Source organism: Paludibaculum fermentans, assembly GCF_051172195.1.
GTDB lineage: Bacteria > Acidobacteriota > Terriglobia > Bryobacterales > Bryobacteraceae > Paludibaculum > Paludibaculum fermentans_A.
In genome coordinates, this window is the sequence record NZ_JBPJAQ010000001.1 from 472723 (window position 1) to 487559 (window position 14837).

The window sequence follows — 14837 nt, forward strand, 5'->3', positions numbered from 1 at the left end:
TATCGTGCCCGGTCGTCCAGCATGGCCCCAAAGTCTATGGAAGTGACAACAGATACTTCGTGATCGCCTCGTTCTGCTGCGCTGTGAATGGATAGGTCGGCATCATGGAGTCCTTCGTAAACTTCTGAGGATCCAGGAAATGGCCCTTCACCCAGGTTGCATCACGACGATGAGCCAGACCGTTCAGCGGCGGCCCCGTCTTCATCCCTGCGCCGTTCACCATGTGGCAAAGGTTGCAACGGTTCTTCTGATAGAGCGCCGCTCCCTCCAGCACATACTGCGGGATGTCCTGCATTTTCATGGCGTTCTGGGGCGTCAACTTCAACAGGAACGCCGCCAGCGAATTCAGTTGCGAATCGCTCAGCGACACCGACGGCATCTGGCTGCCCGGCACCATCGAAGCCGGCTGCTTGAAGTGGGCGATCATCCAGGCCGCATCACGAGCCGCTCCGCCCGCACCAAGGTTCGGGCCCGGCTTGTCCTCCTGCCGCAACCCCAGCGTATGGCAGGTTCCGCAACTCTCTGACTTGAAGTACGACACACCGGCCAACTCCTCCGGTGTCAGGTCCCGCCACTCCATCGGCCCTTCCCGGTCGGCCGCGAATGCCTCCGGCGGAGTCGAACGCACCGCTGCGGCAGTCAGGCCGCTCCAGGTAATCGCCGCCATGATCACGATGGCGAAAGCGGTCGTTCGCTTCGTCACCCGCAGCATCGGAGCGCGGTCCAGGAACGGCACCAGGAACAGCAGGCCCACCCCCAGGGTCGGCAGCACCACGCTGGCCAGAATCTCCAGCGGCCCCTCGCAATACTTCAGCAATTGGAACAGGAACAGGAAATACCATTCCGGCCGGGGGATGAAGGTCGTATCGGTCGGATCAGCCAGTCGCCCCAGCGGAGCCTTTGCGATCACCGCCAGCGAAAACAGGATGATGAAGGCCACCGAGATCGCCGCGGTATCTTTGAATACCTGCCGCGGATAGAATTTCTGCTTCGGCTTCAACTCATCACCCGGAGCCGGAGCCACCCCATGCCGCCGCACCAGATAGACATGCAGGAAGATCAGCAGCATCGTCAACGGTGGCAGCACCAGCACATGCACCGCATAGAACCGCGCGAAGGTCACCACCCCCACACCGTTCTCGGCGCCCATCAGGCGCAGCACATACGGACCCGCCCCCGGCGCGCTGGCCGAGATCTGCGTCGTCACCACCGTGCCCCAATACGCCCGGTTGTCCCATGGCAACAGGTAGCCCGTCAGTGCGAAGGCCAGCGTGACCAGCAACAGGACCACACCCATCATCCAGGTGGCTTCCCGCGGTTTCTTGTACGCGCCCCACAGGAACACCTGCACCATGTGCAGCACCACGACGATCACCATCATCGAGGCGCCCCAGTGATGCAGCCCGCGAATCAGCGCGCCGCCGGTCAGCTCCGTCATGATGTAGCGCAGGCTGTTGTAGGCTTCCCCCGGCGTCGGCGCATAGTTCAGCGCCAGCATGATCCCGGTGAACGCCTGCGTGATGAACAGGAACATCGCCACCGAGCCGAACACCTGATGCCAGCCGGCCGAGGCGGGAATCTCTTCATCAAGGAAATGCTGGATGGCCGAAGGCGCACCCGTGCGATCTTCCAACCAATCGAGGATGGTGCGCATCGTTATGCCCCCTTCGTCTTCGATTGCTCGGGACCGATTAGCAGGCGATCACCCTGCACCTTCACCAGGTAGCGGTCCAAAGGCCGGGGCGCCGGACCATTCAGAACCTTCCCGTCAATTGAGAAGTTGGAGGTATGGCACGGGCAAAGGAACTGTCCTTTCGATTCCTCCCAGTGATAGGCGCAACCCAGGTGCGTGCACTGCGGCGTATAGGCCACCACCTCTTTTTCGGAAAGCCTGACCACCCAGGCCGTCGATTTCTCGGTGATGATCTTCCAGCCGTCCATGCGGACGCGCCGGAATGGCAGCTCCTCTGGAGCGTTGAGTTTCAGCTGGCTGATGTCGCCGGCGTCAACCCAGCCGCCGGTGGAACGGCTCTTGGCGGGCGTAAAGAGGTAGACGAAGGCGGGGATTCCCAGGGCGCCTCCGATCAGCGCACTCAACGCCTGCGTCGCGCGGACGAGAAAGCCGCGCCGTCCTTGGTTTTCCGTGTTGTACTGCATCGTTAGACCATAGCCGCGCGCTGCGCGGACTGTGATTGAGACACACGGAGCTGGCGGACGGAACAGGCCTACTTACGAGTTAGAAGAAAAGCTGTCGGCCACCGCTCGCCAGCGCCCATCCGCCAGCCTGCGGTATACCACGAGGTACTTACCTTGTTCCGTATGCAGCAAACCCGGATGAGTCTCCATCGTCAGCGCGTAGCGCCCCACTCCGTAGGCGATAGTCCGGTCCACCTCAAACTGCGAGGTCTCCAGCCTTACATCCACAAGCCCTGACCGGAATAGCGCCATCCAGAATTCGTGGATGGCTTCCTTTCCTTGAATTGCGGGACGGCCAGCGATCTGGAGCTGCGCGTCCTCGGCATAGAATAACTCAACCAGGCGTTCCGAGTCGCGCTGGCGGACGCTGCGCATCAACTCCTCGTCCAGCAACTGAAGGTCGCGGGCACTCGGGTCCAGGGCCACCGCTCCAGGCATCGAATTCCCCTCCTTGCCTGAAGCATGGGCAGCGGTTCAGCCGGTGTCAAGGGCTAACCGCCTCAGGCGCAAGCAGAGAGCAATGCGCCGCGCAATACCTCGGCCGCCTCCTGGCTCAGCTTGCCTCCGCCGCTGGTCACATGGAACACGTCGATCGCCTTGTGCGCCTCGGTATCCACCAGCACTACCTCGATGTTTCCATTGGCCCGCGAGATAGCTGAGCTCAAAAGATGCAGCAATCCCGGCTTGTCCTGCGTCACGACTTCAAAAATCGTGGCCGAAGGCGATGCCTCGTTATCGAGCGCTACCGTGGATTGAATCGCCCCCAGCCGGCTGGGCGGAGCCTTCACGGGACGGTGCTTCAGCAACTCATCCACCCGCACCGCGCCGGTGATGACCTTCCTCAGCACGGCCCGCAGCCGTTCCAGTTCCGGCGGATTCAGGTCCAGGGAACGATGCGGATCCACAAAGACAAAAGCATCGGCTACAAAGCCTTGTGAGTTGGAGAACGCCTCAGCCTTCAATATGTCGAGCCCGAAGGAGGAGAGAGCGCCGGCGATGGAAGCGAACAGGAAGGGCCGGTCGGCCGCGACCAGCGACAGATGCCACGTGCCTTCCCGGCGTTCGACGTGAAGGTCGGCCCCTGATTCCTTGGCTTCCTGGTACAGCAGCGAATGCGCCTTTGCCTGCTCCTTGGTATGCGTCCAGAGATAGCGGCTGGGCAGCCCTTCCAGGAACTCCGCCAGCAGCGGATCCACCGCCCCATAGGCGTCGCGCGGATTGTCGCTGGGTTCGGCCGTCAGCTCACCCGTCAGGTGGCGGTGCACAATGCGGTACAGCCGCCAGATCTGCTCCATCCGCCAGGGCGTCATGGCCGACGAATTCACGGCGCTGACATCGGCAAACGTGAGCAGGGTGAGCAGGCGCAGCCGCTCCGCCGTCCTGATCTCGTGCGCCAGCGCGGATGCCACCGCCGGATCGGCAAAGTCCTTCGTCTGCAGGGCCGACGACAGGATCAGGTGCTTCTCGATCAGCGTGAGCACCGACTCAGTATCCAGTTCGGATGCGCCGATGCGATTCAGGAACTCACGGCCCAGTTTCACCGCCTCCTGGCTGTGATCGTTGCCGGAACCCTTACCAATGTCATGCAGCAGCAACGCCAGCCGCAGCAGCCAGAGGTGATCGGAGGACTCCTCCATCATCTCGGCAAAACGCTTCTCCGTCCCCTCTTTCGCCTCGCTGAGGCCGGCCAGCACTTCCAGCGTGACGATCGTGTGCTCGTCGACGGTGTACTGGTGATAGAAGTCGCGCACCACCAGGTGGTCGATACGCTCCCATTCGGGCAGGATGACGGACAGGAACCCGGTGGCCCGCATGGCGCGCAGGGCTTCCGGCGTGTAGGGCAGATTGAGGAATTCGCGCCAGAACGCGGCCTTGGGCGGCTTGTCGTGGAAGTGGTGCGACCACACCATCAGGTGCGAGATCAGGCGCTGTTCGGTCTGCCGGGCCAGCGGCACCCCGTGCCGGGCCACGAACAGGAACATGCGCAGCGGCAGCTCCGGGTCCACCTCCAGGTCGTGCGGATTGCGCAGGAAAACCAGGTCGCGCGAGACCGTGAACTCCGAGTTCGACAGGCGGGACCGCCAGTCGCGGAAGTTGGCCATCAGGCTGCGGTCCTGGGATTCCGAAGTCTCGAGCTCGTACAGGCAGTTGCGAAGAATGGCGGAGCCGTGGCGGTAGTAGGCCCGCATCCATTCAGCGGGGTCATGCCAGGGAGAGAATTCAGCCGCCGAGATCTCGTCCTGCGATTCGAAGTTGAGCAGGTTGTTGTCCCGGCCGGCGCGGAAATGGAGGAAGCAGCGCACAGAGGCCAGGAACTCAGCCGGACGCGGATCGCCGCCGTTCTCCGTGGCCGCGTCGCGGTCTTTCAGCAGGCGCAGCCAGTGGATGGTCTGCAGGTCGCGCAGGCCGCCGGGCGTTTCCTTGAGGTCGGGCTCTAATCGATAGATCGTGTTGTGGAAGCGCGCATGGCGGGAACGAGCCATCTTGCACATGCGCCGCGTGAGGTCGCGCCGGTCGGCCGCGAGGAATTTAGCGAAGCGCTCGCGGAGTGTCGCATAGAGGGTCCGGTCGCCGGTCAGGATCCTTTCGTCCAGCAGGGAGACGGTCAGTTCAAAATTGCCTTCATGGACCGCGGAGCACTCCTCCACGGTGTGCACCGAGTGCGATACCCGCAACCCGGCATCCCACAACATACGTAGGAACTCGCTGAGGGCAGCCTTGGCCTCCTTGGAATCAAAGGCGCGGCGGGCAAGCAACATCAGGTCGACGTCAGAGTATGGAAAAAGCTCCCTGCGTCCATAGCCGCCCACCGCCAGCAGGGTCAAGCCCTCCGGAATGACCGGAGCGATGACCTGCGAAAAGGCTTCCAGCACCAGTGAATCCACCAGTGCCGTGCGATTCTTCAGGACGGGCTGGGGGTTCCCGTCCTGAAGAAAGCGCGCGCGCCACAGCGCGAACTCGTCGTTAGAGCGCTGCTTCGCCGTGATCATCATTGCGGATTCGAATCGCGTTCTCCACCGGCAGGATGAAGATCTTGCCGTCGCCGATCTTGCCGCTGCGGGCAGCGGCAGCCAGCGTGGCGACGATTTCGTCGACCCGGGCATCGCTGACCACAAGCTCGATTTTTACCTTGGGCAGGAGATCGACCTGATACTCCTGGCCGCGGTAAACCTCTTTGTGTCCCTTCTGCCGGCCGTGGCCGCGCACTTCGATGATTGTCATTCCATCGACGCCGATTCCTTTCAGCGCCTCTTTGACTTCTTCCAGCTTGAACGGCTGAATAATGGCTTCGATCTTCTTCATGGCTTACCTCTCTAGGCCTCCAGATTGTAGCCTTCTTCGCCGTGCATCGAAAGATCGAGTCCTTCGACTTCCTGATCGGGGGAGGCTCGCAGTCCGCACGTCAAATCGGCAATCTTCAAACAGATATAGCTGCCAACAGCACCCAGCACCAAAGCGATCGCGACGCCGATCGCCTGGTTCAGGATCTGGCCGCCGTTACCGTCGACCAGGCCGAGCGGCAGCGCCTTGCCGGAGGGATCCTTCAAGGCGTTGTTCACTGCGTTGGTGGCAAAGACGCCGGTCAGCAGCGCGCCCAGGGTTCCACCTGCGCCGTGCACACCGAAGGCATCCAGGGAGTCGTCGTAGCCGAACTTGTTCTTCACGACAACCACCATGAAGTAGCAGAACACGCCGGCGATGAAGCCGATGATGAGCGCCGACATGGGATCCACGAAGCCGGAAGCCGGAGTGATGGCGACCAGACCCGCCACACAACCAGAGATACCGCCCAGGACGGAAGGCTTGCCGGACCGGAACCATTCAGCCAGCAGCCAGCCGATGGAGGCCGCGGCGGCGCCGAAGTGAGTCGCGACAAAGGCCGAGGTGGCCAGGCCGCCCGCGCCCAGCGCGGAGCCGGCGTTGAAGCCAAACCAGCCAACCCACAGGAGGCAGGCGCCGATGAAGCTCAGCACCAGGCTGTGAGGCCGCATCGGTTCCACCTGATAGCCGCTGCGAGGCTTCAGGTACAGAGCCGCCACCAGGGCCGAAATGCCCGAAGTGATGTGCACCACCGTGCCGCCGGCGAAATCGAAGCAGGGAATCTTTCCACCCAAAAACGCGTTCAAAAGGCCGCCCTTGCCCCAGACCATGTGAGCCATGGGGAAGTAGACAATCAGCAGCCACAGCGTCGTGTAAACCAGCATCGCGCTGAACTTGATGCGTTCCGCGTACGCGCCGGAGATGAGCGCGGGAGTAATGATGGCGAACATCAACTGGAACGCCATGAACGTCAACTGCGGGATGGTGGCGGCGTAGTCCGGGTTGGGATCAACGCCCACGCCATGCAGGAATATGTACTGGAATCCACCGATGAAGGGATTGCCTTCGCTAAAAGCCAGGCTGTAGCCAACCACGGCCCACAGAACGGTTGCCAGGGCCATCAGGATGAAGCTGTGCATCATCGTGCCCAGGACGTTTTTGCTTCTGACCAACCCCCCGTAAAAGAGAGCCAGTCCCGGCCCGGTCATCATTAGGACCAAGGCACAACTGACCAGCATCCAGGCGTTGTCTCCGGAGGTTTGCGCCGACTTTACCGCGGCATCCAAAGCTTCTAGTTTCTGATCGACACTCGCAGGCGCTTGCGCCAGCACGAGGCCAGTGGAAAGGGCGAGGGCAGCTGCGCCCAACAGGATCTTTCTGAACACTATTTCACTTCTCCTCTCGTACCACTCGATGGAGCGGACACGGTTTAGCGGTGCTCGAACTTGGGGCGTCGCGAACAGCCTCACCCACGAACGGCGTCGGAACAGACGTCAATGGGTGAAACGGTACGGGAGTCGGCCAGGGAAACCAGACGGGGGTTTGGTTTCTCATCGTACACTGCGGCACATGGGCTGACTAACAGATAAATCTTCTGAAGGTCAGTGAAAATTTTTATTGCCTGATTTCAGATGGATACGAGAACCCGGCCAAAGCCGCATAACCGTAAGATAGTAGGCAGATGAACACCCCGTCCGCACTCTCCACAGGCACGGCCGAAGCGGTTCATTTGCCCTTGCAAATGCTGATTGTGTTCGGCTCGGCGAAGCTGCTGGCGGAGCTTGCCGAGCGGCTTCGGATGCCGGGTATCGTCGGCGGATTGCTGGCGGGCATCCTCATTGGCCCTTCGGCGCTGGGCTGGATCCAGTACGACGGTCTTCTGCACGCCCTGGCCGAACTGGGCGTGATGTTCCTGCTGTTCCAGGTGGGCCTGGAGGTCAAGGCCACGGAACTGATGCGAGCCGGGAAGACGGCCATGATCGTGGCCATGCTGGGCGTGATCCTGCCCTTCCTGCTGGGTTGGGCGATCATGCTGGGCGCCGGGCATCCGCATCTGGAATCGATCTTCATGGGGGCGGCGATGGTGGCGACGAGTGTCGGCATCACGGCCCAAGTACTGGCCGGCAAGGGGTTACTGAAGCACCGGACAGCCCAGATCATCCTGGCCGCGGCGGTGATCGACGACGTGCTGGGCCTGCTGGTGCTGGCGGTTGTGTCGTCGATGGGCGAGGGCAAGGGCATCGACTTCCTGGGCCTGGCTACGACGGCGGTGGTCTCCATCGGCTTCGTGGTGGCGGTGGCCAAGTTCGGGACGAAGACGGTCAACATCGTGCTGCCGAAGATGATGGAGAAGGCCCGCGCGCAGGAGGGCGAGTTTGCCATCGCGGTCTGCTTCCTGTTCATCATGGCCCTGCTGGCGACCTATTCCGGCGTCGCCGCGATTGTCGGCGCCTTCCTGGCCGGCATGGCGCTGGCCGAGATCGCTTCGCCCCGGCTGCACACCCTGGTGCAGGGCGCGGGCGAGCTGATGATCCCGTTCTTCCTGGCCTCCATCGGGCTGCAGCTCGACCTGCGGATCTTCTCCAGTCCTTCGACCCTGGGCCTGGCGGTGGTGATCCTGCTGGCGGCCGTTGTGTCCAAGGCGGTGGGGTGCGGCCTCGGCTCGTACGGCCTGGGGTTGAAGGATGCAACGAGGATCGGGCTGGGCATGGTGCCCCGGGGCGAGGTCGGGATGGTGGTGGCGCAGGTGGGCCTGAGCAAAGGGAACATCAGCCAGGAAGTGTACGGGATCGCGGTCTTCATGGCGGTAATGACGACGATTGTGGCGCCGCCGCTGCTGGGTTTTGCCTACCGGGACCTGGTCTCGCCGGACGGTGAGGACGATGACGGGACGCGTGTCCGACTGGGATGAACAAAGCGCTACAATCGTTAGAAGCTCATTTCAAAGGATTTACCATGGCAGAGACCGTAACCTACTTCTCCCTCACTATCTCAAACAAGCCCGGTGAAGGGGCAAAGCTCCTGACTTCCCTCAAGGACGCAGGCATCAACATGTTGGCGTTCTGGGGCTACCCGGTGAAGGGCAAGAAGGCGCAGTTGGACATCGCGCCGACCGATCCGAAGGCGTTCACCAAAGCGGCCAAGAAGCTGGGCCTGGAAGTTGGCGCCAAGCAGACTTCGCTCTATGTTGCCGGCGCCGACCAGCCCGGCAGCGTGGCCGACGCGCTGGCGAAGGTGGCCGCGGCGGGCATCTCCGTTCGCGCCGCCCAGGCGCTGACCACGGGCGACGGCAAGTTCGCCGTCCTGATCCAAGTGGCGGACGACGACGTCAAGAAGGCCAAGAAGGCCCTCAAGTAGTTCTCCAGCGGGCGGTTAGAGGAACAGTTTGGGCAGATGGCGCGGCGCGCCGGCAAAGGGCTTGTCCTGGCCGGAGGCGACTGTGTACATCCGTTCATGGCTACTGATGGCCGCCCGCCCCAATTCCTCGTAGGCGCGGTTGCAGATGTCGAGGAAGCCGATATTGTAGTTCTCGCCGTCGAAGCGCCCCAGGGCGCTCTGGTCATATAGGGTGAACCAGTGGACGCCGACACAATTGGGCTGGGCGGCGGCATCCTCCAGGTAGAAGCTGTAGGCCTTGCCGCGGTCTTCCTGGATCCTGAGATGCCCGATGCCGGAAGCCGGCAACCCCACGTCCAGCGCTCCGAAGTGCCATTCGCCCACCATCACGGGCATCTTCACCAGACTGTGGATTTTGTTCACCGTGTCGGCGGGCACGCTCTCCTGATAGCAGTTCATGCTGAAGACATCGAACGACTTCATGCCGGGCACGGCCCAATCCTCGGGTACGCCCTGCCAGCGCATGCCGAGGTTCAGGTGATTGGGGTCGACCTGTTTGCAGGCTTTGGAGATGGTCTGGAAGTAACGCTCGACCATGAGGGCGCTGAAGCCGCGGAGGTCGGGCATCGACTCGGGCGGCAGGACGCCCTGCCATTTGCCCTGGGCCACTTTGTCGAACGTCGCGGTGGTGTTCCAGGCCTTGGAGAGAGCGGCGTCGCTGTCGTACTTCTTGCGCAGGAACCGGACGAGCTCTTCGCGGGTGGCGCAGATGCTGGCGTTATAGAGCATGCCGGCGGCGGGCAGTTCAGAGGAGAAGGCCCAGGTGGGCTCGTTCATGAGGAAGTAGCCGATGAGGGCCGGATCGTTGGCGGTGGTCTTGAGGTCAGCGGCGTACTCGGCGGCGTCCTGTTCGAAGGCGGCGTGGAAGACGTCGGGGAAGTCGCGGTAGACCATGCCGCAGCGAGTGCCGCGGAAGCTCATGGGCCGGACGTAGGGGAAGCCGGCTTTGGAGGCGAACTCCCAATCGCTCCAGTTGCCGACGGTGTTGAAGCGCAGGCGCTTCAGTTCGGCGAGGGTGACGCGGGCCCACTTGTCGCGCCAGCCTTCGCGGCCGAGCGAGCGGATCATGTTGGCGGCGAGGTAGTTGACCGACTTGGACCCGGTGCGCTGGCGGTCGCCTGAGCGCACGGCGTCGGCGTACTCGGGCAATTCGGGCAGCCATTTGAGGGCGGCCTGGATGCCATCGACGCGGGCGTCGGCATCGACGCGCACACAGTCGATACCGGCGGACCAGAAAGCATAGCCATCGGGATCGACCAGCCACCAGCGGCCATCCTGCTGTTTGGTGCGGAACCAACCGGTGGGCTCAGTGAGTTTGCGGGCTTTCCAGCCGCCCCACTTGGAGAAGCCCTCGGGCCAGGACTGACCGGGCGCGGCGTCGAACTGGCCCTTGATGCGGGCCTTCAGCTCTTCGACCGAACGGGTCTTGGCCGGCCATTCCAGCAGGGCGCTCTGGCCGAACTCATCGAGAAGGACGCCCTTGGGCAGAACGGGCTCAGTGAGCTTGGGTGCAAGAGTTGGCAGGATGCGCAGGTCGGTCATGCACCAGCGAACGGGCTTGGGTCCCTTGCGGAGGATGGTGAAGGAGAGGCGATCGACTTTGGCGAGGTCGACGCGATCGCCGCCGAAGGTGGGCTTGAGGAACGCTCCGTCGCGATCGGACATCCACTGGCTCTGGTCGACGAGGGCCAGGTCGAGGCGCATGCGGAACGAGCATTGATTCAAGGCGCCGAAGCGGAAGGTGAGTTCGCGGCCTTTGGGGCCTTCGCCGAGGGTGATCTGGAAGACGGCGAGTTGGCGGCCATCCAGCAGCATGTCGGAGGCGAGGCAGCGCTGGCGCAGCAGGGTGCCGGGTTTGAACTCAAAGGCCATGCCGTCGCCGGCGGCTTCAGCAGAGTACCACTTGGCGCCATCGACCGGCGCGGCTCCGTCTTCTTCGCCGAGCTTGCCCAACGTCTTCCAGACACCGAGCTTCGATCCGTCGGCGGCCGCGGCCGTTGCCGCGGTTATTGCCGAAATGGTCAAGAATTTCCTGCGGTCCATGAGAAAAAATGACTCCAGGGGGAATCTATCAGAGTCGCGGCTCCGTGTCACAACAGGAGGGCGTCCTCCTTGAGGTCTACGCCCGAGAGACGGCGGGCGCGAGCTTCCTGCATGAGGAAGTGGAGCTTGTGGGCGGCGAGGGCATAGCCGAGGCCTTCGGGGCGGACATTGGAGATGCAGTTGCGTTCGGCGTCGGTGCGTCCGGGCTGGGGCGCCCAGGTGAGATAGAGGCCGAGGCTATCGGGTGAAGTGAGGCCGGGGCGTTCCCCGATGAGCAGGACGACCAGGGCGGCGCCGAGGCGCTGGCCGATCTCGTCGCCTATCGCGACACGGCCCTGGAGCACAACGTGGAGCGGGGGCAGACGCCAGCCCTCCAACTTCGGCAGTAGGGCAGCCAGCAGCGGCGGGGCATGGCGCTCGACGGCCAGCGCGGAGAGGCCGTCGGCGACGACGAGGGCCGCGTCGTACTCGCCTGGTGTGAGCAGCGCGGCGGATTCCGGGCTGAGGCGGCGACCGAGATCGGGGCGGCGGAGATAGGTGGCACGATCGGGCGCGGCGCTGTGCAGGAGGACATGCGGCGGCAGGTGGCGCGGGTCCAGGGCCTGGTGGACGGCATCGCGGGCGCGGGCATGATCGAGCTGGAAGCGCAGGAGTTCGGCGGTGGGCAGGCTGTGCCCGGTCCGGCCGAGAGCGACGCGCGCGTTGGTATAGGCCCTCAGGTCAATAGCCATTGGTTTGGGGAGAGGGTGGGCTGCGAGTGGAGCCAGGCTTCGAACTCTGGGGCAGGTTTGAGGCCGAGCGTGGAGCGCAGGTAGAGAGCGTCGTGGAAGCTGGTGCTCTGGTAGTGGAGCATGATGTCGTCGGCGCCGGGCACGCCCATGATGTAGTTGACGCCGGCGACGCCGAGCATGGTGAGGAGGGCGTCCATGTCGTCCTGGTCGGCTTCGGCGTGGTTGGTGTAGCAGATGTCGCAGCCCATGGGGAGGCCGAGTAGCTTGCCGCAGAAGTGGTCTTCGAGTCCGGCGCGGAGGATCTGTTTGCCGTCGTAGAGGTATTCGGGGCCGATGAAGCCGACGACGGTGTTGACGAGCAGGGGTTCGTAGCGGCGGGCGACGGCGTAGGCGCGGGCTTCGCAGGTGAGCTGGTCGACACCGTGGTGGGCATTGGCGGAGAGGGCGCTGCCCTGCCCTGTTTCGAAGTACATGACGTTCTCGCCGCGGCGGAGTTCGCGGGCGGCCTGCCAGGCTTCGTCGAGGAGGGCGAGGTTCACGCCGAAGCTGGCGTTGGCAGCCTGGGTGCCGGCGATGGACTGGAAGACGAGGTCGAGGGGGGCTCCGCGCTGGAGGGCCTGTAACTGTGTGGTGACGTGGGCCAGGACGCAGTTCTGCGTGGGGATTGCATAGGCCTGGCGCATGTCGTCGAGCAGGCGCAGGAGGTTGTGGACGACGGTGACGTTATCGGTGGCCGGGTTGATGCCGATGACGGCGTCGCCGTTGCCGTAGGAGAGGCCGTCGAGGACGCTGGCGGCGATACCCTTGGGATCGTCGGTGGGGTGGTTGGGCTGGAGGCGGGTGGCGAGGCGGCCGGGCAAGCCGAGGGTGGTGCGGAAGCGGGTGACGACGCGGCGGCGGGCGGCGACGCTGACGAGATCCTGGAGGCGCATGAGTTTGGAGACAGCGGCGACCATCTCGGGCATGAGGCCAGGGGCGAGGGCGGCGAGGGTCTGTCCATCGGCGGCCTCGGAGAGGAGCCAGTCGCGGAAGCCGCCGACGGTGAGGTGGGCGATGGGGGCGAAGGCCGCGGCGTCGTGGGTATCGAGGATGAGGCGGGTGACCTCGTCGGACTCATAGGGGATGATGGGCTCGTTCAGGAAGCGCTGGAGCGGGACGTCGGCGAGTTGCATCTGGGCGCGGACGCGCTGTTCAGCGGATTCGGCGGCCAGGCCAGCCAGTTGATCGCCAGAGCGAAGCGGCGAGGCTTTGGCCAGCAGTTCCCTGAGGTTCATGCCTGTTCTCCGGCTTGCGCCGCGAACTCCTCTTCGGGGGCCAGGATGAGGCGATGGCGGGCGTGGAGCCCGAAGTAGAGGATGCCCAGAAAGAACCAGACGGCGGCGCCCCACACGCCTTTGTTGTACTCCGAATTGAAGAACAGGGCCAGCAGGGTGACGGCGGCGATGAGCATGGCGAGGATGGCGCCGAAGCGGCCGAGGGGGCTCAAATAGGGGCGCTCGAGCAGCGGGAACTTTGCGCGGAGCATGAGGAACGAGACCATTTGGAGGATGTAGGCGAGGACGGCTCCGAAGACGGCCATGTTGAGGAGGATGGCGCCGACGGGGCTGTTCTGGGGCGTGAGGTGAATGGCGAGAGCGGCGCAGAAGCCGAGGGCGGCCCCGGCGACGAGGGCGCGGTGGGGGGTGCGGCGCTGGCCGTGGGTGACGGAGAGCCAGCGGGGGAAGTAGCCAGCGCGGGAGAGCGAGTAGATCTGTCGTCCGTAGGCAAAGATGATGGTGTGGAAGCTGGCGATGAGGCCGGTGCAGGCGACGAGGGAGAGGACGCGGGTGCCGGCTCCGCGGCCGAAGATGGTCTGGAAGCCGAGGAAGAGGGGTTCGCTGGAGGCGCCGACGGCTTTGGCTCCGGGGGCGATGCCGGCGCTGAGGAAGAGGGTGAGGAAGGCGCAGAGGATGAGGGTGGCGAGGCCCCAGAGGAGGCCGCGAGGCATATCTCGTTTGGGGTCGTGACTCTCTTCGGCGGCCAGGGGGAGTTGTTCGATGGCGAGATAGAACCAGAGAGCGAAGGGCATGGCGGAGAGGATGCCGGCTCCGCCGTTGGGGAACCAGTCGCCGGACCAGCGGGCGAGGTCGAAGTGGGGGAGGGCTCCGATCCAGAAGACGAGAAGGACGGCGAGGGCGGCGAGGGTGATGACGACGGAGAAGCGGAAGGAGAGCTCGACGCCCCAGATGTTGAGGGCGACGAAGACGGCATAGCAGGCGAGCCACCAGAGGGGAGCGAATTCGCGGGGGGTGCCGAAGATGGCGCCGAGGTAGCCGCCGATGCCGACGACGATGACGGTGGGGGTGAGGATGTACTCCATGTTCTCGGCGAGACCGGTGATGTAGCCGCCCCAGGGGCCCATGGCGGTGCGGGCGAAGGAGTAGGCTCCGCCGGTGTGGGGGAGGGCGGGGGACATTTCGGCGAGGGAGAAGCAGAGGCCGGAGTACATGAGGGTGACGATGAGGACGGCGATGAGCATGCCGCCGAAGCCGCCGGCGGCGAGACCGAAGTTCCAGCCGAAGAAGTCGCCGGAGATGACGGCGCCGACGCCGAGGGCCCAGAGGTGGAGGACGCGGGCATGGCGGCGGAGTTGGCGTTGTTCCAGATAGGCCGCGTCGGCGGCCGTGTAAGAGGTTTTCAATGTTGCTCCAGAAACGACGGCACGTCGCGGTGCGCAGGACTTTCGCTTAGGATAGCGGAACGGCGGGGGTGGGCGGCTGGGGTGGTGGTCTATGCGCGTTGGGTTTGTTTGGCGATAGAGCTGGGTCGGCGCTCGTAGGGAGGACCACTTCCTTACGGTCGTGGTTCGTTGCGGCTTGCGGATGGGTGGGCGAGCCCTGGAGGTGGCGGGGCTGGGTGGGTGAGCGCCGCCACCTGGGTGGAACTGCGCGACTGCGCAGGAGTGGAGGAGGTTTGGATGTCAAAGAGCTTGGCCGGGCGCACTTTGGGGGTGGGCCGGGGCTGGTGGGATAGACATTGGGGTTGGGGTTTGGCGGCGTGGCTGGTGTTACGTCGAGGGGCGGGGTAGGCCGGATGGGGGTTGGGGGCTTGGGTTTGATGCCTCGGAGGGAGTGGATTGGGGGGTTGGGGGCTGGGTGGGGTTCATCGTGG

At 64.0% G+C, this 14837-nt stretch carries 12 protein-coding genes; 2 read left to right on the forward strand and 10 right to left on the reverse strand.

What is annotated here, in order from left to right:
• Positions 1-34: 34 nt before the first annotated feature.
• From ACR9Y2_RS01925 to ACR9Y2_RS01950, 6 genes are all read right to left on the reverse strand, one after another.
• Entirely contained in the window at positions 35-1654 is a 1620-nt protein-coding gene (locus ACR9Y2_RS01925) for a cytochrome b N-terminal domain-containing protein (protein ID WP_435039333.1), read from the reverse strand.
• 2 nt (positions 1655-1656) lie between these two features.
• Complete coding sequence (locus ACR9Y2_RS01930) at positions 1657-2157, reverse strand: ubiquinol-cytochrome c reductase iron-sulfur subunit (protein WP_435039334.1); 501 nt, start codon at positions 2155-2157, stop codon at positions 1657-1659.
• 72 nt (positions 2158-2229) lie between these two features.
• The gene (locus ACR9Y2_RS01935) at positions 2230-2634 is read right to left on the reverse strand and encodes a YybH family protein (RefSeq protein WP_435039335.1); all 405 of its coding nucleotides are present in this window, start codon (positions 2632-2634) and stop codon (positions 2230-2232) included.
• Positions 2635-2696: 62 nt separating this feature from the next.
• Positions 2697-5189, reverse strand: a complete 2493-nt coding sequence (locus ACR9Y2_RS01940; RefSeq protein ID WP_435039336.1) for an HD domain-containing protein — start codon at positions 5187-5189, stop codon at positions 2697-2699.
• Positions 5161-5499 carry a P-II family nitrogen regulator gene (locus ACR9Y2_RS01945; protein ID WP_194453104.1) on the reverse strand — a complete coding sequence of 113 codons (339 nt, stop codon included), beginning with the start codon at positions 5497-5499 and terminating at the stop codon, positions 5161-5163. Before ACR9Y2_RS01945 ends, ACR9Y2_RS01940 begins: the two co-directional genes overlap by 29 nt.
• Positions 5500-5510: 11 nt before the next feature.
• Complete coding sequence (locus ACR9Y2_RS01950) at positions 5511-6902, reverse strand: ammonium transporter (protein ID WP_435039337.1); 1392 nt, start codon at positions 6900-6902, stop codon at positions 5511-5513.
• Between the two features lie 296 nt (positions 6903-7198).
• Here ACR9Y2_RS01950 and ACR9Y2_RS01955 point away from each other — a divergent pair, with 296 nt between their 5' ends.
• On the forward strand, positions 7199-8428 hold the full coding sequence (locus ACR9Y2_RS01955; protein ID WP_435039338.1) for a cation:proton antiporter: 1230 nt from the start codon (positions 7199-7201) through the stop codon (positions 8426-8428).
• 44 nt (positions 8429-8472) lie between these two features.
• Positions 8473-8874 (forward strand): ACT domain-containing protein, encoded by a 402-nt coding sequence (locus tag ACR9Y2_RS01960; RefSeq protein ID WP_435039339.1) that lies wholly within the window; start codon positions 8473-8475, stop codon positions 8872-8874.
• A gap of 15 nt (positions 8875-8889) precedes the next feature.
• Here ACR9Y2_RS01960 and ACR9Y2_RS01965 read toward each other — a convergent pair whose 3' ends face one another.
• From ACR9Y2_RS01965 to eat, 4 genes are read right to left on the reverse strand one after another with little or no spacing between them, the layout of a single operon-like run.
• On the reverse strand, positions 8890-10956 hold the full coding sequence (locus ACR9Y2_RS01965) for a hypothetical protein (protein WP_435039340.1): 2067 nt from the start codon (positions 10954-10956) through the stop codon (positions 8890-8892).
• A gap of 47 nt (positions 10957-11003) precedes the next feature.
• Positions 11004-11687, reverse strand: coding sequence for an ethanolamine ammonia-lyase subunit EutC (gene eutC / locus ACR9Y2_RS01970; protein ID WP_435039341.1), 684 nt, complete (start codon positions 11685-11687; stop codon positions 11004-11006).
• Entirely contained in the window at positions 11672-12961 is a 1290-nt protein-coding gene (locus ACR9Y2_RS01975; RefSeq protein ID WP_435039342.1) for an ethanolamine ammonia-lyase subunit EutB, read from the reverse strand. The genes eutC and ACR9Y2_RS01975 overlap by 16 nt, the downstream gene beginning before the upstream one ends.
• Complete coding sequence (gene eat / locus ACR9Y2_RS01980; RefSeq protein ID WP_435039343.1) at positions 12958-14367, reverse strand: ethanolamine permease; 1410 nt, start codon at positions 14365-14367, stop codon at positions 12958-12960. The genes ACR9Y2_RS01975 and eat overlap by 4 nt, the downstream gene beginning before the upstream one ends.
• Positions 14368-14837 lie beyond the last annotated feature (470 nt).